General features: G+C 66.5%; 17 protein-coding genes. 6 read left to right on the plus strand and 11 right to left on the minus strand.

The features are described 5' to 3' along the window. Positions 1 to 20: 20 nt before the first annotated feature. From ACYU98_RS10400 to pgm, 4 genes are read left to right on the plus strand one after another with little or no spacing between them, the layout of a single operon-like run. Positions 21 to 2,030 (plus strand): alpha-1,4-glucan--maltose-1-phosphate maltosyltransferase, encoded by a 2,010-nt coding sequence (locus ACYU98_RS10400; RefSeq protein ID WP_460468133.1) that lies wholly within the window; start codon positions 21 to 23, stop codon positions 2,028 to 2,030. 30 nt (positions 2,031 to 2,060) lie between these two features. Beyond that, positions 2,061 to 3,776: a maltose alpha-D-glucosyltransferase gene (treS, locus tag ACYU98_RS10405; RefSeq protein ID WP_460468134.1), complete on the plus strand. Its 1,716-nt coding sequence runs from the start codon at positions 2,061 to 2,063 to the stop codon at positions 3,774 to 3,776. Beyond that, positions 3,776 to 7,525 (plus strand): 1,4-alpha-glucan branching protein GlgB, encoded by a 3,750-nt coding sequence (glgB, locus tag ACYU98_RS10410; protein ID WP_460468135.1) that lies wholly within the window; start codon positions 3,776 to 3,778, stop codon positions 7,523 to 7,525. Before treS ends, glgB begins: the two co-directional genes overlap by 1 nt. Continuing rightward, on the plus strand, positions 7,525 to 9,162 hold the full coding sequence (gene pgm / locus ACYU98_RS10415) for a phosphoglucomutase (alpha-D-glucose-1,6-bisphosphate-dependent) (protein WP_460468136.1): 1,638 nt from the start codon (positions 7,525 to 7,527) through the stop codon (positions 9,160 to 9,162). Before glgB ends, pgm begins: the two co-directional genes overlap by 1 nt. A gap of 15 nt (positions 9,163 to 9,177) precedes the next feature. On the opposite strand, the gene ACYU98_RS10420 is transcribed toward pgm, so the two are convergent. The 4 genes from ACYU98_RS10420 to ACYU98_RS10435 all read right to left on the minus strand — a co-directional run bounded on the left by ACYU98_RS10420 (position 9,178) and on the right by ACYU98_RS10435 (position 13,126). Next, positions 9,178 to 10,416 (minus strand): ATP-grasp domain-containing protein, encoded by a 1,239-nt coding sequence (locus tag ACYU98_RS10420; RefSeq protein WP_460468137.1) that lies wholly within the window; start codon positions 10,414 to 10,416, stop codon positions 9,178 to 9,180. Positions 10,417 to 10,443: 27 nt separating this feature from the next. Continuing rightward, positions 10,444 to 11,208, minus strand: a complete 765-nt coding sequence (locus ACYU98_RS10425) for an esterase family protein (protein ID WP_460468138.1) — start codon at positions 11,206 to 11,208, stop codon at positions 10,444 to 10,446. Further along, positions 11,195 to 12,070 carry an alpha/beta hydrolase gene (locus ACYU98_RS10430; protein ID WP_460468139.1) on the minus strand — a complete coding sequence of 292 codons (876 nt, stop codon included), beginning with the start codon at positions 12,068 to 12,070 and terminating at the stop codon, positions 11,195 to 11,197. The genes ACYU98_RS10425 and ACYU98_RS10430 overlap by 14 nt, the downstream gene beginning before the upstream one ends. Before the next feature lie 111 nt (positions 12,071 to 12,181). Further along, on the minus strand, positions 12,182 to 13,126 hold the full coding sequence (locus ACYU98_RS10435) for a tetratricopeptide repeat protein (RefSeq protein ID WP_460468140.1): 945 nt from the start codon (positions 13,124 to 13,126) through the stop codon (positions 12,182 to 12,184). Positions 13,127 to 13,201: 75 nt separating this feature from the next. Here ACYU98_RS10435 and ACYU98_RS10440 point away from each other — a divergent pair, with 75 nt between their 5' ends. Then, a complete protein-coding gene (locus tag ACYU98_RS10440; protein WP_460468141.1) occupies positions 13,202 to 13,987 on the plus strand; it encodes a DUF2127 domain-containing protein in 786 nt (261 codons plus the stop codon). Between the two features lie 9 nt (positions 13,988 to 13,996). Here the strand turns inward: ACYU98_RS10440 and ACYU98_RS10445 are convergent, their stop codons facing one another. The 6 genes from ACYU98_RS10445 to ACYU98_RS10470 form a co-directional block, all read right to left on the minus strand. After that, positions 13,997 to 14,500 carry a GNAT family N-acetyltransferase gene (locus tag ACYU98_RS10445; RefSeq protein ID WP_460468142.1) on the minus strand — a complete coding sequence of 168 codons (504 nt, stop codon included), beginning with the start codon at positions 14,498 to 14,500 and terminating at the stop codon, positions 13,997 to 13,999. Beyond that, the gene (locus ACYU98_RS10450) at positions 14,501 to 14,806 is read right to left on the minus strand and encodes an MTH1187 family thiamine-binding protein (protein ID WP_460468143.1); all 306 of its coding nucleotides are present in this window, start codon (positions 14,804 to 14,806) and stop codon (positions 14,501 to 14,503) included. Positions 14,807 to 14,825: 19 nt separating this feature from the next. Further along, the gene (locus ACYU98_RS10455; protein ID WP_460468144.1) at positions 14,826 to 15,281 is read right to left on the minus strand and encodes an RrF2 family transcriptional regulator; all 456 of its coding nucleotides are present in this window, start codon (positions 15,279 to 15,281) and stop codon (positions 14,826 to 14,828) included. 85 nt (positions 15,282 to 15,366) lie between these two features. Then, positions 15,367 to 17,082 (minus strand): NAD(P)/FAD-dependent oxidoreductase, encoded by a 1,716-nt coding sequence (locus ACYU98_RS10460; RefSeq protein WP_460468145.1) that lies wholly within the window; start codon positions 17,080 to 17,082, stop codon positions 15,367 to 15,369. A 60-nt stretch (positions 17,083 to 17,142) separates the two neighbouring features. Further along, the gene (gene meaB / locus ACYU98_RS10465; RefSeq protein WP_460468146.1) at positions 17,143 to 18,102 is read right to left on the minus strand and encodes a methylmalonyl Co-A mutase-associated GTPase MeaB; all 960 of its coding nucleotides are present in this window, start codon (positions 18,100 to 18,102) and stop codon (positions 17,143 to 17,145) included. Between the two features lie 10 nt (positions 18,103 to 18,112). Then, positions 18,113 to 19,318 (minus strand): acetyl-CoA C-acetyltransferase, encoded by a 1,206-nt coding sequence (locus tag ACYU98_RS10470; RefSeq protein ID WP_460468147.1) that lies wholly within the window; start codon positions 19,316 to 19,318, stop codon positions 18,113 to 18,115. Positions 19,319 to 19,372: 54 nt separating this feature from the next. Here ACYU98_RS10470 and mce point away from each other — a divergent pair, with 54 nt between their 5' ends. Next, positions 19,373 to 19,819 carry a methylmalonyl-CoA epimerase gene (gene mce / locus ACYU98_RS10475; protein WP_460468148.1) on the plus strand — a complete coding sequence of 149 codons (447 nt, stop codon included), beginning with the start codon at positions 19,373 to 19,375 and terminating at the stop codon, positions 19,817 to 19,819. Here the strand turns inward: mce and ACYU98_RS10480 are convergent. Continuing rightward, positions 19,816 to 20,121, minus strand: coding sequence for a hypothetical protein (locus ACYU98_RS10480; RefSeq protein ID WP_460468149.1), 306 nt, complete (start codon positions 20,119 to 20,121; stop codon positions 19,816 to 19,818). The genes mce and ACYU98_RS10480 overlap by 4 nt on opposite strands.

Genomic DNA, 20,121 nt, shown 5'->3' on the forward strand with positions numbered 1-20,121 from the left:
GCGCGTGTAGCGTCGTCTCCGTGACTTCGGCACCGACAACAACACAGCCCCAGTCCCCCATCGGCCGGATTCCGGTCCAGGACGTCAGGCCCACCGTCGACGGTGGCAGACGTCCCACCGCCAGCGTGGTGGACGAGCAATTCGACGTGGAGGCAACGGTCTTCCGGGAGGGTCACGACGCGGTCAACGCGACGGTCGTCCTGACCGACCCCGATGGCCGCGAGACCCACCTGCCCATGACCTGCACCAATCCCGGCCTGGATCACTGGGTGCGTACGATCTCGGCCGACCGCCCGGGGCGGTGGAGCTACCGGGTGGAGGGGTGGAGCGACCCCTACGGCACCTGGACCCACGACGCGACGATCAAGGTCCGCGCGAACGTCGACGTCGAGGTGATGCTCGAAGAGGGTGCCCGGTTGCTGGACCGCGCGGCGCAGACCGCCGATTACGACGCTGATGCCCGCGCCGCTCTCGCCGACGGCGCCAAGACCCTGCGCGATCAGTCTCTTGACCCGGCGACTCGCTTGGCCGGTGGCACCGGCGAGAGCGTTGCCACCGCTCTGCTCGGGAACCCGTTGCGCGATGCGGTTTCCCCCGGCCCTGAGATCCCCTGGCTGGTCGAGCGCGAACGCGCCTTGGCGGGTGCTTGGTACGAAATCTTCCCGCGCTCCGAGGGCGCGACCTACGACGAGGCGACCGGTCTGTGGACCTCGGGCACCTTCGCCACCGCCGCGCAGCGGCTGCCGGCGATTGCCGCGATGGGCTTCGACGTCGTCTACCTCACCCCCATCCACCCGATCGGCGAGGTGAACCGCAAGGGCCCGAACAACACCCTCACCGCCGGCCCCCACGACCCCGGCTCGCCGTACGCGATCGGCAGCAAGGACGGCGGCCACGACGCGCTGAACCCCCAGTTGGGTGATTGGAACGACTTCGACGCTTTTGTGGAGCGCGCCCAGAGCCTCGATTTGGAGGTCGCCCTCGACCTCGCGTTGCAGTGCGCGCCCGACCACCCTTGGGTCGAGCAGCACCCGGAGTGGTTCACCACCCGGGCCGACGGCACCATCGCCTACGCCGAGAACCCGCCGAAGAAATACCAGGACATCTACCCGGTCAACTTCGACAACGACCCCGCCGGTATCTACGCGGAAGTCCGGCGCGTGGTCCAGGTCTGGATCGACCACGGCGTGAAGATCTTCCGCGTCGACAACCCGCACACCAAGCCGGTCGAGTTCTGGCAGTGGCTGATCGACGATGTTGCCGCCACTCACCCCGAGGTCATCTGGCTCGCTGAGGCGTTCACCCGCCCGGCGATGATGCACACCCTCGGGAAGGTCGGCTTCCAGCAGAGCTACACCTACTACGCATGGCGCAACGAGGCCGCAGAGCTGCAGGAGTACGTCGAGGAACTCGCCGGCGAGTCCGCGTCGTACATGCGCCCGTCGTTCTGGCCCACCACCCACGACATCCTCACCCCGTTCATGCAGTACGGCGGTCCGACCGCTTGGAAGCTGCGCGCGGCGCTGGCCGCGACTCTGGTTCCGACGTACGGCATCTATGCCGGTTATGAACTGGTCGAACACGTCGCGCGCCCGGGCGCCGAGGAACAGATCGACAACGAGAAGTACGAGTTCAAGGATCGGCGCTGGGCCGACTACGAGCCGGGTGGTCCCAAGGAGGGCCAGTCCCTGGCTCCCTATCTGACCCGGCTCAACGCCATCCGGCGGGCCCACCCGAGCCTGCTGTGGTTGCGCAACATCACCTTCCACAAGGTCGACGACCCGACCATGTTGGTGTTCTCCAAGAAGCGCGGCGACGACGTGATCATCGTGGTCGCGGCGCTTGACCCGCATTCGACCCGACAGTCCTGGATGCACCTCGACCTTGAGGCTCTCGGGCTGCGTTCGGGCGACATGTTCACCGCGCACGACCTGATCACCGACGCGCAGTGGCATTGGGGCGAGCACAACTGGCTTCGACTCGGCGTCGATGCAGAACCAGTGCACATCGTCGAAGTCCGACGCCACTAACAGCCCGACGCCACCGAAAGGAGGACACTGATGAACAGCTTCAACTTGAACCAGCCCGGTCTCAAACATGACACCCAGTGGTTCCGCAAGGCGGTCTTCTACGAAGTTCTGGTGCGCGCCTTCGGCGACTCCACCGGGAATGGTTCGGGTGACTTCAGCGGCCTGATCAACCGGCTCGATTATCTGCAGTGGCTCGGTGTCGACTGTCTCTGGTTGCCGCCGTTCTATGCATCGCCGCTGCGCGACGGTGGCTACGACATTGCCGACTACAAAGCCGTGTTGCCCGAGTTCGGCACCCTTCCGGAGTTCACCGAACTGGTCTCGCAGGCGCACGCCCGCGGCATCCGGGTCATCACCGACTTCGTGATGAACCACACCAGCGACGCCCACCCGTGGTTCCAGGCTTCGCGCAGCGACCCGGAGGGGCCTTACGCGGACTACTACGTCTGGTCTGACTCCGACGACAAGTACACCGAAGCGCGCATCATCTTCGTCGACACCGAGGTGTCGAACTGGACGTTCGACCCCGTACGCCGTCAGTTCTTCTGGCATCGCTTCTTCTCCCACCAACCGGATCTCAACTTCGAGAACCCGAAGGTGCAGGAGGAGATGTTCGACATCGTCCGCTTCTGGATGGACCTCGGCATCGACGGATTCCGGCTCGACGCCGTCCCGTATCTCTTCGTGGAAGAGGGACACAACGGCGAGAACCACCCCAAGACCCACGATTTCCTGGTCGAACTGCGCGCGATGGTCGACCGCGAATATCCCGGGCGGGTGCTGCTGGCCGAGGCGAACCAGATGCCGCATGAGGTGGTCGACTATTTCGGCAGCGAAGAGGCGCCGGAATGCCACATGTGCTTCCACTTCCCGGTCATGCCACGGCTCTACTACGCGCTGCGTGAGGAGACGGCCACCTCGATCGTCGACGTCCTGAACGAGACGCCGGCCATCCCGAAGGGCACCCAGTGGGGCACCTTCCTACGCAACCACGACGAGCTCACGCTCGAGATGGTCACGCCGGAGGAACGCGCCGCGATGTACGGCTGGTACGCCCCGGACTCTCGGATGCGGGCCAACGTCGGGATCCGCCGCAGGCTCGCGCCGCTGCTGGACAACTCGCGCGCTGAGATCGAACTGATCCACGCGTTGCTGCTGTCGCTGCCGGGTTCGCCCTGCCTCTACTACGGCGACGAGATCGGCATGGGCGACAACATCTGGCTCAACGACCGCGACGCGGTTCGCACCCCGATGCAGTGGACCCCCGACCGCAACGCCGGGTTCTCCACCGCCGATCCGGGCAAGCTCTACCTGCCGGTGATCTCCAGCCTCGTCTACCACCACAACAACGTGAATGTGGAGGCCCAGATGGCCTCCTCCGCCTCGTTGCTGCACTGGGTTCGCGAGATGCTGCTGGTCCGCGCGTCCTACCCGGCCTTCGGCTTGGGCGACTTCCAATTGCACCAGAGTGACAACGACGCTGTTCTGGCCTTCACCCGCACCGTCGACCCGCAAGAGGCGCAGGATCACGAGGTAGAGGTGCCTCAGGTGTTCTGCCTGAACAACCTGTCCTCCCGGCCGCAGGCGGTCACCGTTCAGCTCCCGGCGGAGTTGGCCGGGGCGCGGTTGCGCGATGTCTTCGGTGGCAGCCACTTCCCCGCTGTCGGCGACGACGGCGCGGTGACCCTCACCCTCGGCTCGCGCGACTTCTTCTGGCTGGCTGTGCGTCCGGCAGGAGTTGAGTAGTGGCCATCCTTAACGCGGCGACTTTGACGCCCACCAAGCTCGAGCTGCTCACCGCCTGGATCGGTGAACAGCGTTGGTACACCGGCAAATCCGGCATCCCATCGTTGACGTCGGTAGGCGGCTACCGCTTCGACGACCCCGAGGGTGAGGTCGGTGTCGAGGTCCTGCTGGTGCGCGATGAATCCGTCAGCCCACCCACCGTCTACCAGGTGCCGCTCACCTATCGCGGCGCGCCGCTGGAAGGCGGCGAGCGGGCGTACGTCGGCACCACCGAGCACTCCGCACTCGGCACCCGCTATGTCTACGACGGCTGCCACGACCCGGTGTTCGTGCAGACCGTTCTGTGGGCAATTCTGACTGGCGGCCGACAGGCCGAGGTCGAGTACGCGCCGGGCACAACCGGCCGACCGGCCGGACCACTGCCGGCGAGCGTGCGGGTGCAGGGCAGTGGGTCTCGCGAGCAGCAGCTGCCGCAGATCGAGAGCGCGCGCGTGTTGTCCGGCGAGCAGTCGAACACCTCGATCATCATCGACACCCGCAGCGCTGACGGTGTGGCAAAGCCGTTGATCCTCAAGGTGTTCCGAGTTCTGCAGGACGGGCTCAACCCCGACGTGCAATTGCAGTCGGCGATCTCGGCCACCGGCTCCATCCGGGTGCCGGCGACAGTTGGCTACCTCACCGGCATGTGGCCCGATGCTGAGGTTCCAACCGGCAACGCGGCCGGCCACCTTGCCTTCTTGCAGGAGTTCCTGCCCGGCGTTCAGGATGCATGGCGCGAAGCCCTCGTCGCAGCCGAGGCCGGGATCGACTGGAGCGACCACGCCCGAGCGTTGGGTGTGGCCACGGCGGAGGTCCACGAGATCCTCGCGTCGGCGATGCCGAACGCGACGGTCACCCCGGCCCGGGCCGAGTCGGTGGTCGCCGAGATGCGCCGCCGGTTCGACACCGCGGCGCGTATTCATCCGCCGCTGGAGCGGCACCGTCCGGCGTACGAAGCCCTGCTGCAGCAGGCGCTCACCGCGAATTGGCCTGACCTACAACGCATTCACGGTGACTACCACCTCGGCCAGGTGCTCGACGCGCCCGACCGGGGCTGGGTGCTGTTGGACTTCGAGGGCGAGCCGCTGCGACCGTTGTCTCAACGGAACATGCTCGACTGTCCGCTGCGCGATATCGCCGGCATGCTGCGGTCGTTCGACTACGCCGCGGCCTCCGTCGATGCCGATCGTGCCGACTGGGCCACCGCCGCGCGGAACGCGTTCGTGGCCGGTTACGAGCAGGCCGGCGGACTCTCGCCGGCCGACCACCCACCGCTGCTGCAGGTCTTCGAGGCCGACAAGGCCGCGTACGAAGTCCTGTACGAAGCACAAAACCGACCCACCTGGCTGCCGATCCCCCTCGGCGCGCTCGAGCGTTTGCTCGGCGACAAATCCAGTGGGCCGAACCAGGAGGACGACATGACCGGCTCCCCCACCACTACCCCGGCCCCGCGGTTGAGCGCGGAAGCCGCCAGCGCAGTTCTGCGCGGCACCCACTCCGATCCGCACAGCGTGTTGGGTGGGCAGGTCGACGACCAGGGCCCGTACGTTCGGGTCTTGCGGCCGCTGGCGAAGACGGTCTCGGTGCGGCTGGCCGACGGCTCCATGGTTCCGCTCGACCACGACACCAGTGGAATCTGGGCAGCGCGGGTGCCCGGCGAGAGCGTGCCCGACTACCGCGTCGTGGCGACCTATGAGGACGGTGTCGACCACGTCGCTGACGACCCGTTCCGGTTCCTGCCGACGCTGGGCGAGATGGACCTGCACCTGCACGGCGAGGGCCGCCACGAACAGTTGTGGGAGATCCTCGGCGCGCGGGTCCACACCTACTCCGGCCCCACCGGCGATGTGCGCGGCACCTCCTTCGCGGTCTGGGCGCCGAATGCGCTCGGCGTGCGGGTGATCGGTGACTTCAACCAGTGGGATGGTTACGCCCACCCGATGCGGCGCCTGGGCACCACGGGGGTCTGGGAGATCTTCGTGCCGGATGTCGGCGCGGGCACCCGTTACAAGTTCTCGGTGCTCTGCGCCGACCGGGTCTGGCGCAGCAAGGCCGACCCGATGGCGCGGCAGTCCGAGGTCGCTCCGGCGACGGCCTCGATCGTGGAGGAATCCACCTACGAATGGGGTGACGACCAGTGGATCGCTGATCGGCTGGCGCGCGACCCGCACTCCGGCCCGATGAGCGTTTACGAGGTCCACCCGGGCTCGTGGCGCCAGGGGTCGACCTACCGCGACATGGCCGAGCACCTGGTCAACTACGTGAAGGACCTGGGCTTCACCCACGTCGAGTTCATGCCGGTGATGGAACACCCGTATCCGCCGTCCTGGGGCTACCACGTGACCGGCTACTACGCCGTGAACTCCCGATTCGGTTCGCCCGATGACTTCCGATTCCTGGTCGACATGTTGCACCGCAACGGAATTGGCGTTCTTCTCGACTGGGTTCCGGGTCACTTCGCCACCGACGAATGGGCTCTAGCTAAGTTCGACGGCACTGCCCTCTACGAGCACCCCGACCCGCGCAAGGGATGGCACAACGAGTGGGGCAGCTACATCTTCGACTTCGGTCGGCCGCAGGTCCGCAACTTCCTGGTCGCCAACGCGGTCTATTGGCTGCAGGAGTTCCACGCCGACGGGCTGCGCGTCGACGGTGTCGCCTCGATGCTCTATCTCGACTACTCGCGCAACGAGGGTGAGTGGATCCCGAACGAGTTCGGCGGCCGCGAGAACCTCGACGCAATGCAGTTGCTGCAGGAGACGAACGCCACGACCTACCGGCGCGTGCCCGGCACCGTGATGATCGCTGAGGAGTCGACCTCCTGGCCGGGCGTCACCAAGCCGACCAGCGCTGGCGGTCTCGGCTTCGGTTTCAAATGGAACATGGGCTGGATGCACGACACGCTCGACTACTTCCACGAGCGCCCCGAGCACCGGATGTATCACCACCACAAGCTGACCTTCGGCCTGACCTACGCGTTCAGCGAACAGTTCATGCTGCCGATCAGCCACGACGAGGTCGTCCACGGCAAGGGCTCGCTGCTGCGCAAGATGCCCGGCGACCGTTGGCAGCAGCTCGCGAATCTGCGCGCGCTGCTCGGCCACATGTGGTCCCACCCAGGCAAGCAATTGCTTTTCATGGGAACCGAATTCGCCCAGGAGTCGGAGTGGGCCGACGGCCGCAGCCTCGACTGGTGGCTGCTGGACCAGCCATCGCACTGGGGCGTTCACGCGTTGGTCAAGGACCTCAACCGGGTCTACACAGCACACCCGGCGCTATGGGAGCTGGACAACTCCGAAGCGGGGTTCCGGTGGATCGACGCCGACGATGCTTCGGGCAACACCTACTCCTACCTGCGCCTCGGGGCCAATGGTGATGTGATCGCCGCTGTGTCGAACCTGAGCGGCGTCGAACACTCCGACGTACGCATTGGGTTGCCGCGCGCGGGTGTCTGGCAGGAGGTGCTCAACACCGACGCGGAGAACTACGGCGGTAGCGGTCGCGGGAACCTCGGCGCGATCGAGGCGACCGACGAGCCGTGCGACGGTCAGCCGTTCTCGGCGCGGGTCACCCTCCCGCCGCTGTCGACGCTGTGGTTCGCGGGCCCGGCTGAGACCCCGACCACGTTGGTTGAGCCGTCGCGAGGAACGAGCGACGTGTCGAAACCTCCCGCCACGCCCACCGCCACCCCCGGGACCGAGGAACTCTGATGAGCAGTGACCGCGCCGGCCAGCTCGCCCGACCCAGCGACCTGGTGGACATTCCACACCTGCTCACCTCCTATTACGCGATCGAGCCCGACCCGGAGAACCTCGACCAACAGGTCGTGTTCGGCACCTCCGGTCACCGTGGCTCCTCGCTGAAGGGTGCGTTCAACGAGGCCCACATCCTGGCCACGACCCAGGCGATCGTCGACTACCGGCGCGAGCAGGGTTACGACGGGCCGCTGTTCATCGGTCGCGACACCCACGGGCTCTCCGAACCGGCGTGGGTCTCGGCGCTGGAGGTGCTGGTCGCCAACGACGTTGAGGTGCTGGTCGATTCGCGGGACGGCTACACCCCCACGCCCGCGGTGTCCCACGCGATCCTGCGCGCCAACCGGGGTCGTACGACGGGCTCCGGCCTCGCCGACGGCATCGTCGTCACCCCATCGCACAACCCGCCGTACGACGGCGGTTTCAAGTACAACCCGCCCCACGGCGGTCCGGCGGACAGTGACGCGACGAAGGTCATCGCGGCCGCCGCGAACGACTACTTGAGGGCTGGGCTCGAGGGGGTGAAGCGCGCTCCGTTCGCTCGGGCGCGCGCGGCTGCGAAGCCGTACGACTTCCTCGGGACCTACGTCGACGACCTGCCGAACGTGGTTGATCTGGCGAAGATCAAGGCGGCTGGCATTCGCATTGGTGCCGACCCGTTGGGCGGCGCCGCCGTGGCCTACTGGGGCGAGATCGCCGACCGGCACGGCCTCGACCTGACCGTGGTCAACCCGCTGGTCGACCCGACGTGGCGGTTCATGACGCTGGACTGGGACGGCAAGATCCGGATGGACTGCTCGTCGCCGTCGGCGATGGCCTCGCTGATCGCGCAACGTGAAAAGTTCGACATCGCGACCGGCAACGACGCCGACTCCGACCGCCACGGCATCGTCACACCCGACGCCGGGCTGATGAACCCGAATCACTACCTCGCGGTCGCGATCCAGTATTTGTACGGCGGTGCGCGGCCGAACTGGAAGAGCGACCGGGTCGGCAAGACCCTGGTGTCCAGCTCGATGATCGACCGGGTGGTCGCCTCCATCGGCGCGACCCTCTGGGAGGTCCCGGTTGGGTTCAAGTGGTTCGTGCCCGGGCTGCTCGACGGTTCGGTCGGGTTCGGCGGCGAGGAGTCCGCGGGCGCCTCGTTCCTGCGGATGGATGGTTCGGTCTGGTCGACCGACAAGGACGGCATCCTGCTCGCGCTGCTCGCCTCGGAGATCCAGGCGGCCACCGGGAAGTCGCCGAGTAAGCACTACGCCGACCTGGTCGAACAGTTCGGTGCACCCGCGTACGAACGCATTGACGCCCCCGCCGACCGAACGCAGAAGGCGAAGCTTGCCGCCCTCTCCCCCGACGACGTCCCGGCCGATTCCCTTGCCGGAGAACCGATCACGGCGAAGCTGACCAAGGCGCCGGGCAACGATGCGGCAGTTGGCGGCCTGAAAGTGACCACCGAGAGCGCCTGGTTCGCCGCGCGCCCCTCGGGCACCGAGGACGTCTACAAGATCTACGCCGAGTCGTTCAAGGGTGCGGCCCATCTGAAGCAGGTGCAGGCCGAGGCCAAGCAGATCGTCGACGCGGCGCTGAGCTGACAGCGGATCGGCGGGTCAGCCGAGGATTTTCTCCTCGTCCTTCGCCCACAACCCGGTCAGCCCCCGGAAGTGCGCCAGGAAGCGTTCGTGTTCGTGTTCGGGATAGGTGGATTTCACCGTCTCGACCAGCAGCCGGTCGAACTCGTCGGAGAGCACCCAGTCGAGCACCATCTCATCGACGTCGCCGAGCGAGCTCTCGACGAAGTCGCGGTACTTCTCGGTCTCGAAGTGGTCGTCGGACAGCTTTTGATAGGCGACCAACTTGTCTTCGTACGGCGTATCGGCGTCAGCAATCTTGAACCACGGGTCGACGTCGACCAGGGTCTTCGCCTTGCGTCCGGAAACCATGCAGAACACCGACCACTTCAGCAGCGACTTGATTGCCCACGGGAAGTAGTAGTGCAGTGAGGTGATCGCGACGTCGGGGCAGGCATTGGCGTAGTCGATCGGGTAGACGACGCCATCCTTGACCAACATCTCGCAGCTGTTGAACTCCCAGCGGAAGAATGCGTTGACCGTTTGCGCGATGGTGCGGGTCTCCGCGCCGATTTCCGGGGTCAGGAAGTCGTAGGCCACCTCGTAGCGGTCGTGCATCGGCTCGTCGGGGCGGAACTTCATCACCATCGTCTCCGGGCCGATGGTCAGGGCCCGGGCGAAGACCTCGAAGCCGTCGACCGCCTTCTGCAGGTGCATCAGCATCTCGCCGGACTCGTCGTAGGCGGCGTGCAGGTCACGCTCGTTGCGGATCTGGGAGACCCCACGCCAGGCACCGCCGTCGAAGGGTTTCATGAACATCGGGTAGCCAAGCTCTGCGGCGACCGAGTCCAGATCGAACGACCGGTTGTATTTGCTCGAGGTATAGGCCCAGCGCGAGTTGTCGACCGGGTTTTTGTAGGGAACCAGAACGGTCTCGGGGACGTGCATCCCCATCCGCATCAGCGCGCAATAGGCGGCGTGCTTCTCCATCGCCTGGAAGGTGAACGGGCTGTTGAGCAGATAGACGTCGTCCATGAGCGCGACCTTCTTCAGCCACTCACGCGGGTGGTAATACCAATGGGCGAGTCGGTCGATCACCAGGTCGGTGCGTGGTTTGTCGCGCAGGTTGAACGGCTCGATGGTCATCCGCTCAGAGCGGATTTCGTGGCTGGATCCGTCGAGGCCCTTCACCGGCCCCATGCGCCGCAGCAACTCTTCGAACGCCTGCGGCCAGTCCTCTTCGGCACCCAGCAGTAGCCCGATCAGGTGTTCGCTCATCTGTTCCTCCTCAGGAATAACAGTTGTTCAGCAGAAACGCGGAAGGTGGTAGGCGAGTTGCTTTTGCCACCACGGCCAGTCGTGTGCGCTGTCGGTGCCCCACTCGTCGAGTTCGTGGGGAATTCCCTTTTGCTGCAGCACGTTTGCGAAGCCACGGGTCGATGGCAGGGAACGCGTCGGCTCCCACTCGAACGGCCCTTGCCCGACCACGAGCAATACAGATGCCGTCTGCCGCACCCAGTCGAGGTGGGCGCCCTCCATGCCCGCGACGTAGGACATCGGGTTCGCGAAGTAGGTCGCGTCACCGATGTCACCCCAGCCATGCCAGGTGGTCGGATCGTAGTTGCCGGAGAGCCCAATTCCCAGTGGCGAAAGATGCGGATTGGTAAGCGTGAAATGGACCGCGTGGTAGGCGCCCATCGAGACCCCCACCGAGATAGCGGACAACACTCCGCCGGTCTGTTCGGCGATGTAGGGCGCGACGGCGTCGGTGAGCCACCGCGTGTAGAACTGGTGGCCGCGAGCCCGGGATTCGGTCGGTTGGCTGTTGTCCGACCAGGTCCACTGATCGGCCGAGTCGACGCAGAAGAAGGACACTCGCCCTTCGTCGACGAGGTTCTGCACCGCGTCGACCATGCCGTTGTTTGCGAAGTCCTCGGCTCTGCCGGCTTCACTAGGGAACACGATCACCGGGCGCCCCCAGTGGCCATGTCGAATGACCCCGAGCCCCTGGTCGGTGCCGGGGACGGTCAGTTCTACTCGCTCGCCTTGCACCCGTTCATCCAACCGCACTCCACGCCCGTTGCAACAGGTTCGGCAGGATCGGATCCAGACAGTCGCGCCAGCCGACCCAGTTGTGCAGGTCCGGATTTGCTTCGTACGACGCATCCCAGCCGCCCGCGCGCAGGTGACGCCACAGCGCGGCGTTGATGTTCTCGTTCTCTTCCTTCGCCCCGCAAGTCATCCCGATGAGCAACTCGGCCCTCGTGGGCGTGGCGCGGATCCCGTCGACCGCGACTGCGATCCGGTCGAACCACCGAAACACGTTGTCGCTGGTGTCGATTCGCGGATCGAAGAAGGACCCGGACTGGCTGAAGACCGCACCCACCCGGGGATCGCTCATTCCAATCAGCAGCGAGGTCAGGCCGCCGAGGCTGGCCCCGATGACCGCGACGGGAGCGTTGATCGCGTATCGCTGGTGCAGATCGTCCAGCGCTCGCCGTACGCTGCGCAGATAGCGCGGAGAGCCGGAATACCACTGCATCCGGCGCGGCGCATCGGACAGCGCGATGCGCATGGGCGGCAACTCCCCCGCGGCGATCTTCGACCCGGCCCACTGGTCGATGCGCGCGCGTTTCAGGTAGCCCGAGCCGTCGTGACACCACATCAGCGGCGCCGGGCTGTCACCCAAGCCCTCCGGTTGCCAAACCTGCACCGACAGAGGCTTCGCCAACGCGCTGGGCAGTTCCAAGGTGGTCAGGGTGCCCGGCGTCGCCGGGGCGGAGAGCCAAGCGGGTTCCACGTACGACGCGGCCCGCCACTCGCTGCGCGGACCGAAATCGGTCTGCACCACCAGGGGGTTCGCCGGATCGAGGTAGGCCCGGCGGCCCGCGACGAACTGGTATTCCAGTCGATCGAAACCGTTCGCCCGCACCGCGCGCTCCCAACCGCCTGCGCGATATTCGCACGGCCCGCCGGTCGGTGCGTCGAGCCGCACCGACCGAAAGCGGCGATCAGGATCGGGAAACCGCAGGCGGGGCACGGGTCAGTAGAGAGCCGACATCAGGGCCGTACGCGCCTTCTTGACCCGCGGGTCAGAGACACCGACGACGTCGAACAAGCCGATCAGGTGTTCGCGCGCCTGGTTGCGCTCGTCGCCGCTCGTCGCCTTGACCAGCTCGATCAGTCGCAGGAACGCATCCTCGATGTGTCCGCCGAGGGTGTCGAGATCGGCCACCATCGTCTGCTTGGCGACGTCGGTCGGATTGGCTGCGGCCTCCGCGCGGGCGGTCTGCAGGTCGATGCCGTCGGTGCGCTTGAGCAGGGTGACCTGGCCGAGACCGAGGCGAGCGTCTTCGTCCTCGGGATCCGACTGCAGCGCAGCGTTGTACGCACCGATCGCGGCGTCGTAGTCGCCCGCTTCGATCGCGGCGAACGCGGCCTCGTGATGCGGCGAAAGGGGCAGCTCTTCCTCCCCCGCGGCGGACTGGTCGTCGACGGCAGGAGCGCCCTCGACCCGGCCAGTGACTCCAGCCTCGGCCGCCGCTTGGAGCACCTGGTCAAGCACCGGCCGCACCTGATCCATGGGCTGATCGCCGACATAGAGCGGCATCGGGCGGCCACCGATGATCGCGAGCACCATCGGGATCTGTTGCACCTGCAGCGCCTGCCTGATCTGCAGCGCCTTGGTGATGTCGGCGACGGCCAGCAGGAAGCGTCCGCCGTAGCTGTTCACCAGATCGGCGAGATCGTCGATATGTGGACGGCTGTCCGGCTGGCTGGATGACCACAGCGCGAACAACACCGGAACCTGCATCGACTGAGCGGCGGCGTCGTTGAACGAGTGGTCGTCGACCTCAACGACGTAGGACCCACCGGAAGCACCACCGGTGGCCGGGGCGCCTGCAGCGGCGGGGCTTGCGGGACGGGAGAGGGCTGACAAGTCGACGGCACCGCGCAGGGCGGCAGCGTTGATCGGGTTGTTGGACATGCCTCCATTGTGGCTGATCGCGTCGGCGGCGTCGGGGTCACCCGGTTCCCCGGTTCGGACCGTACGATGCGCGCAATGACTACGAAGACAGACGTCGGCCACCGTTGGGAGCTGCGCTCGTGCGGCCGCCACGGTCATCTCACGTATGCCCCGACCGACACACCTGACCTCGCCGATCGGCTGCGTGTGACCACTGCGCAAGGCGAGGCGTGGCGCTGCTTGCGTTGCGGGTCGTACGTCGTCGGCGCCCCAGTGGGGCAAGGACCAGAGGACGATGCACCGATCCCGTTGCGCGGCAAAGCTCTTCGCGATGCATTCATCATGCGGTTCCTGGCGATTGAGCGCTTCGGGCGAGGCCTGCTGCTCTTCCTGCTCGCGTACGGCGTCTGGAAGTTCAACGGAGCGCGCGACTCGCTGCACCGCGTTTTCAACGACTATCTGCCTGCGGTGAAGCAGGTCACGGACAAACTCGGGATCGACCTCTACGACTCCTTCCCGGTCCGAATGGCCAACAAGGCATTCTCGACCGGGCATCACACCCTGCAGCTGGTGGTCTTCGGTGTCATTGCGTATGGCCTGATCGAATGCCTGGAGGGCGTCGGGCTGTGGGTCATGAAGCGCTGGGGCGAATATGTGGCGGTCATCGGCACCTCGATCTTCCTGCCGTACGAGATCTACGACCTGATCGAGAAGTTCACCGTGTTGCGGGTCGGGACCTTCCTGCTGAACCTCGCCGCGGTCGTCTGGCTGGTCTGGAGCAAGCGCCTGTTCGGAGTGCGCGGCGGCAAGGAGGCCTACGAGGCGCAGCGCCACTCGGCGTCGATCCTGGAGATCGAACGGGCTGCGTTGCAGCAGGGCTGAGCGGCTACTTCACCTTCTCCGCGTCATTCGCAACTCGTCGACCTCGAGTTCTTCGTCGCGTTTGGTGCCGCCGTCGAGCGCAAACCCATTGCGCCGGTAGAAGCTCTGGGCCCGCTCGTTCCCCTCAACCACCCAGAGGTAGGCGTCATCATCCCCGAGGGCTTGGTCGACCAACGCCTGCGCGAGGCCGGTGCCGTGGTGGGCGGCCAGCAGATTGATCGCCCAGAGTTCGAGCGGGGTTGCGGGATCCTCGTCGCGCGCGACATCGACGGTGATGAATCCGACCGCCTCGCCCGACTCCCGCTCGATCGCAATCAACGTTCGGCGGCCAGCTGGCATCGTCGCGATGATGGTGTCCCAGCGCGCCTCACGCTGCTTCGGGTCGAGGTCGGCGAGGTAGTCGGCATCCATCAACCCGGCGTACGCCTCCTGCCAGATCCGAACGTGGGCGCGGCCGAGGCTAGGAGCATCTTCGGGCCGCGGTCGGCGGATTTCGTAGCGCTCCAAAGACATTCAGGCCTGCTTGAGGTGCTCGTTAACCCGCGCGACTTTCGCCGTGATCTGTCCGTCGTAGCCCGGACGGATATCGGCCTTGACCACGAGACTGACCCGCGGGCTGTGCTGACCGACGGTCTCGGTCGCCGCCTTGATGACCGCCATGCACTCGTCCCACTCACCCTCGATCGTGGTGAACATCGAGCCGAGTTCGTAGGGCAGACCCGAATCCTGCACGACCTTCAGCGCGGCCGCGACGGCCTTGCTGACCGAGCCGGTCGGGTCGTCGGTGGTGGAGGGTGCAACAGAGAAGGCGAAGAGCATGTCGCCACTCTAAGTGTTGTCAGCGCGGCAACCACGCGTCATCGGCTTCCCCGAGCCGACGCACCGAGGGTGGGAACTTCCCTGCTGCCAACTGCTGCAGGGTCACCACGTCGAGCACCGCCCGCATGCTGGAGCGCAGTGCAACCCACAGGAGCGGCAGATTCTCGGCAACGCCGTCGTAGCGAAGCTCATGCGGCCGTACGCCGTGAATCTCCGCCAACGGTCCATCGACGCTGCGGATGATGTCACCAACGGTGATCTCGTTCGGCGAGCGGGCGAGCGCATAGCCGCCGGCGCTCCCCCGTTGCGTCTGCACCAAGCCGCTGCGGCGCAACTGGCTCAGAATGGCCTCGACGAACTTGCGGGGCATGTCCTGCTCGGCCACGATCCGATCGACGGTCAGTCGATCGGGGTAGACGACAGCCATCTCGAGCGCCGCTCGGACGGCGTAGTCGCTACGCGCCGTGATCTGCACAGGTGACCTCCTGCGGTCGTACGGTGACTCCTGAACGATAGCCGCCCACTGGTGCCCTAAATCCCACCAATTAGATAGACCATGCTCAGGCGGTGGCCGAGGCGTCCACGGATGCGTCGGCGGAGGCATCCGCAATCGCGGCCAGGTACTCGTGCACCAATGGCACCGCGGCAGCTCCCTCGCCGCTGGCCGACGCCACACGCTTCATCGAGCCGGCGCGGATGTCGCCGACCGCGTAGACACCGGCCACGGTGGTCTCCAGAGCAGCCGGCGGACAGCCCGCTCGCCAGGTGTCCATCGGCACATCCCGACCGGTCACCACGTAGCCGGCGCCATCGCGTGCGACTTGAGCCGGCAGGAACTCGGTGCAAGGGTGGGCGCCGATCAACAGGAACAACCCGCTGGCTTCCTTGGTGAACTCTTCGCCGGTCGCATTGTTGCGGATTCGGACCCATTCGAGGTGGCCAGAGCCACCCGCGTCAATGACCTCCGCGTTGCCGACAACCTTGATCCGCGGGTTGCCTTCGATCTCCCGGATGAGGTAGTCCGACATCGTTTCGCTCAGATCCGGACGGCGTACGACCACAGAGACGATGCGGGCGAACTTCGCTAGGTGCACCGCGGCTTGGCCGGCCGAGTTCCCGCCACCCACCACGATCGCGTGGCCGCCGATGCACTCCCGAGCGGCCGACGTCGCGGCGCCGTAGTAGACCCCGAGACCCACCAGCGCATCGATCGATTCGACACCGATCCGGCGGTATTTCACCCCGGTCGCGACCAGCAACGCACGGGTTCGGACATCGCCCTGCGGCGTGTGCAGCAGGTGCGGTTCGCCGTCGCTGCCGAACTCGACGCCGGACACTCGGCAGCCCGAGCGGAGGTCGGCGCCGAAGCGCGCCGCCTGGGTGCGGGCCCGTTGGGCCAGCCGCATCCCGGAGATGCCCCGCGGGAAGCCGAGGTAGTTGCGAATCATCGAACTCGAGCCCGCCTGCCCGCCGATCGCGTCGGCGTCCAAGACGACGGTACGAAGACCCTCGGACGCGCCGTAGACCGATGCCGCCAGGCCGGCTGGACCGCCGCCGACAATCACGAGATCGAAGACCTCGGCGGTCAGATCGGCAGACGTGTCGGAGAGGTAGGACGACACCTGCTCAATGCTCGGATTCTGCAGCAGACCACCGAACGCGGAGCTGACCAGGGGGAACTCGATCTCACCGTCGTGGCCTCCCGCCCGCAGTTGCTCGATCAACTCGCGACCGACCTCGCTCTCGGGCGCGGAGGTGCGGGTCGGCACCCCCTGGCGATCGAAGTAGTCGCGTAACCGGCCGAGCGCCGCGACTCCCGCAGGCGCCACCAACTCGACGGCTGCAATGACCGGCCCGGTCGAGGTCCAAGCCCAGTCGGACAACATCTCGGTGATCGCGGTGTGGAACTCTTCGTCGCGCGCCCCCCGCGGAATGGTGAGCGGCGCATCGAGGCGACCCAGCTGCATCGCTTCGCGCACGACAACACGGGTGGAACGGAACTCGCCCCAGCCGAGCAGCAACAGTCGCTTCACCGTTGGGCTCAGCGCGTGGATGCAGTCCAGCGCCACCAGCCCGGGGGTGTCGGCGAGCGAGAACTCCGCGGCCACCAGCGCGAGCTGGCCGCCAAAGGCAATCACCCGCTGCGCGGCCCGCAACCCATCGGCCAGTGTCGGAACGCAGACCACCTCGTAGTCGCGCTCGTAGCGCCGGAACTCACCGCAGAGGACCTCTTCGTGGGCTGCGCTGATCAACAGGATCATCGGCTTGATCACCATGCGGGTCTCCCAGGTGGATCGGACTGGTCGGACAAAACGAAACGTGAACCTGGCTGTGGGTCAAAGGCTTTCGAGCAGTTGTGCGGCAGCGGAGTAGGGGTCGCTGCGCCCGGAAACCACCGCAGCGGCGAGGTCATCCACCTCACGACCCGAACCCAGATCACCCATTCTGCCGCGCAGGGTGCGCAACGCGATCTGTTCAATCTCACCGCGGGCCCGCGCCCGGCGACGACGATCGACCTCACCGTTGCTGGCGGCCCACTCACGATGCTTGTCGAGGGCAGCGACGACCTCGTCCAGACCGGTTCCGCGCGAGGCGATCAACTTCTCCACCGGCGGCCGCCAGGATCCCGGCTCCGACGCCTGCCCCAGGCTGATCATGTGGCGCAGGTCGCGCACCGTGGCGTCGACCCCATCGCGGTCGGCCTTATTCACCACGAACACGTCACCGACCTCGAGGATTCCGGCCTTTGCCGCCTGAATGCCGTCGCCCATCCCGGGCGCCAACAACACGACGGTGGTGTCAGCAAGGCCGGCGATCTCGACCTCGCTCTGCCCGACACCGACGGTCTCGACCAAGATCACTTCGCAGCCAGCCGCATCGAGGACTCGCAGCGCCTGTGGAGCGGCCCAGGACAACCCACCCAGGTGGCCGCGCGACGCCATCGAGCGGACGTAGACCTCCGGGTCGGCGCCGTGATCGAGCAATCGGATCCGGTCCCCCAACAACGCCCCGCCAGAGAACGGGGAACTCGGGTCGACGGCCAACACACCGATGCGGAGCCCCCGCGAGCGGAACGCTCCGACCAGCGCACTGGTGGTCGTGGACTTGCCGACGCCCGGCGATCCAGTCAGGCCAATGATCCAGGCGCCGCCGGTGTGCGGCGCGAGCGCCGTCATCACCTCTTGCAATCGCGGATCGCCGTTCTCGACCAGACTGATGAGACGAGCGACGGCCCGGGGATTCCCCTCCCGGGCCGCCACCACAAGCGTCGGCACATCGGCCGTACGCATGCTCATGAGCTGCTCGTCATGCCTTCGGCACGCGGACGATCAGCGCATCGCCCTGCCCGCCGCCACCACACAACGCCGCCGCGCCGACGCCGCCGCCCCGACGCGCCAGTTCGAGCGCGAGGTGAAGGGTGATGCGGGCGCCGGACATCCCGATCGGGTGGCCCAAGGCGATCGCGCCACCGTTGACGTTGACCTTGTCGGCGTCTACGCCGAGCTGCTTGGTCGAGGCCAGGCCGACTGCCGCGAACGCTTCGTTGATTTCGATCAGGTCGAGGTCGGCCGGAGTGATGCCTTCCTTCTCGCAGGCACGGGCGATCGCATTCGCCGGCTGCGACTGCAGCGAGGAGTCCGGGCCGGCGACAACTCCGTGGGCACCGATTTCGGCGATCCAGGTCAGACCCTTCTCCTGGGCCTTCTCCTTGCTCATCACCACCACCGCGCAAGCGCCGTCGGAGATCTGCGAGGCGGAACCGGCGGTAATCGTTCCGTCCTTACTGAACGCCGGACGCAGTTTGCCGAGCGAATCGCTCGTGGTGTCAGCGCGAATGCCCTCGTCCTTCTTGAACTCGATCGGGTCGCCCTTGCGCTGCGGGATCGAGACGGTGACGACCTCGTCGTCGAACAGACCGTCCTTCCAAGCCTTCGCCGCAAGCTGGTGGCTGCGGGCCGAGAATTCATCCTGCTGCGCGCGGCTGAACTCCTGGTCACCCTTGTTGGCGTCCTCGGTGAGGTTGCCCATCGCCTGATCGGTCAGTGCATCCCACAGACCGTCGTAGGCCATGTGGTCCTTCATCGTCACGTCGCCATACTTGAAGCCCTCGCGGCTCTTGGCCAACAAGTGCGGCGCTTGGCTCATCGACTCCTGGCCACCGGCCACCACGGTGTCGAACTCGCCGGCGCGGATCAGCTGCGCGGCCAAAGCGATCGCATCGACGCCAGAGAGGCAGACCTTGTTGACGGTCAGAGCGGGGACGGTCATCGGGATGCCGCCCTTCACGGCAGCCTGGCGGGCCGGGATCTGGCCGGCGCCGGCGGTGAGCACCTGACCCATGATCACGTAGTCCACGTCGTCGCCGGAGATGCCCGACTTCTCCAGGGCACCCTTGATCGCAAGACCGCCCAGGTCGGTGCCCGAGAAATCCTTCAGCGAGCCGAGCAAACGGCCCATCGGGGTGCGGGCGCCAGCCACCAGCACAGGGGTGCGCGCGTCGTTGTCAGCCATCGAAGTGTCCTCCAGCTTGGGAATGTGATCTGCCTCCCAGCCTAGTCTTGGGCAATGACTGCTGCCGTTCCCACCCATCTGTTCGAAGCCCTCGACCACGTGGGCATCGCCGTTGTCGACCTCGACGCAGCGATTGCGTTCTACCGCGACACCTACGGTATGACTCTGGCTCACGAGGAAACCAACACCGAACAGGGCGTCCGTGAGGCGATGATGACCGTCGGCGATCCGGCCGCCCCGCATGCCCACATCCAGTTGCTCGCCCCGCTGACCCCCGAGTCGTCCATCGGCAAGTTCCTGGACCGCTCCGGGCCGGGCATCCAGCAGATGGCCTATCGCGTCACCGACGTCGCAGCGGTCTCGGCGACTCTGCGCGAGCGAGGTCTACGGCTGCTCTACGACGAGCCGCGCCGCGGCACCGCCGGCAGCCGGATCAACTTCATCCACCCCAAGGACGCGGGCGGAGTGCTGGTCGAGTTGGTGGAGCCGAGCGCCCACTAACGCCACGACCCGCGCGGCGGACGACGGTCGCGCGCGGTCCAGCACGGGGTGTGCCAATGCCGGCGATCAGACAAGTCGCCCAACCCCTCGGCCGGCCAGGCGACCACGTGTGGCTCGCCGGAGGTGACGACCTGCTGACAGCCCGGGCAGGTGTAGGACCGCCCGGCGCTGTTCGCTCGTACGGACCGTGCATTCCAGCGCTGGCCCGCGTAGGACTCCACTCGCACCCCCACCTCGAGCATCCGCGAGAGGTCCCGCGGCGGCTGCGACGAGCCGGGCGTACGGCGGTTGCGCCGGGGCAC

This window comes from Calidifontibacter terrae (assembly GCF_054778835.1).

What these genes read in the sequence shown, in the direction of transcription:
- treS (WP_460468134.1), top strand. Translation starts at nt 2,061, where the DNA reads ATGAACAGCTTCAACTTGAACCAGCCCGGTCTCAAACATGACACCCAG.
- pgm (WP_460468136.1), top strand. Translation starts at nt 7,525, where the DNA reads ATGAGCAGTGACCGCGCCGGCCAGCTCGCCCGACCCAGCGACCTGGTG.
- ACYU98_RS10420 (WP_460468137.1), bottom strand. Translation starts at nt 10,416, where the DNA reads ATGAGCGAACACCTGATCGGGCTACTGCTGGGTGCCGAAGAGGACTGG.
- ACYU98_RS10435 (WP_460468140.1), bottom strand. Translation starts at nt 13,126, where the DNA reads ATGTCCAACAACCCGATCAACGCTGCCGCCCTGCGCGGTGCCGTCGAC.
- ACYU98_RS10440 (WP_460468141.1), top strand. Translation starts at nt 13,202, where the DNA reads ATGACTACGAAGACAGACGTCGGCCACCGTTGGGAGCTGCGCTCGTGC.
- ACYU98_RS10445 (WP_460468142.1), bottom strand. Translation starts at nt 14,500, where the DNA reads ATGTCTTTGGAGCGCTACGAAATCCGCCGACCGCGGCCCGAAGATGCT.
- ACYU98_RS10450 (WP_460468143.1), bottom strand. Translation starts at nt 14,806, where the DNA reads ATGCTCTTCGCCTTCTCTGTTGCACCCTCCACCACCGACGACCCGACC.
- ACYU98_RS10460 (WP_460468145.1), bottom strand. Translation starts at nt 17,082, where the DNA reads ATGGTGATCAAGCCGATGATCCTGTTGATCAGCGCAGCCCACGAAGAG.
- meaB (WP_460468146.1), bottom strand. Translation starts at nt 18,102, where the DNA reads ATGAGCATGCGTACGGCCGATGTGCCGACGCTTGTGGTGGCGGCCCGG.
- ACYU98_RS10470 (WP_460468147.1), bottom strand. Translation starts at nt 19,318, where the DNA reads ATGGCTGACAACGACGCGCGCACCCCTGTGCTGGTGGCTGGCGCCCGC.
- mce (WP_460468148.1), top strand. Translation starts at nt 19,373, where the DNA reads ATGACTGCTGCCGTTCCCACCCATCTGTTCGAAGCCCTCGACCACGTG.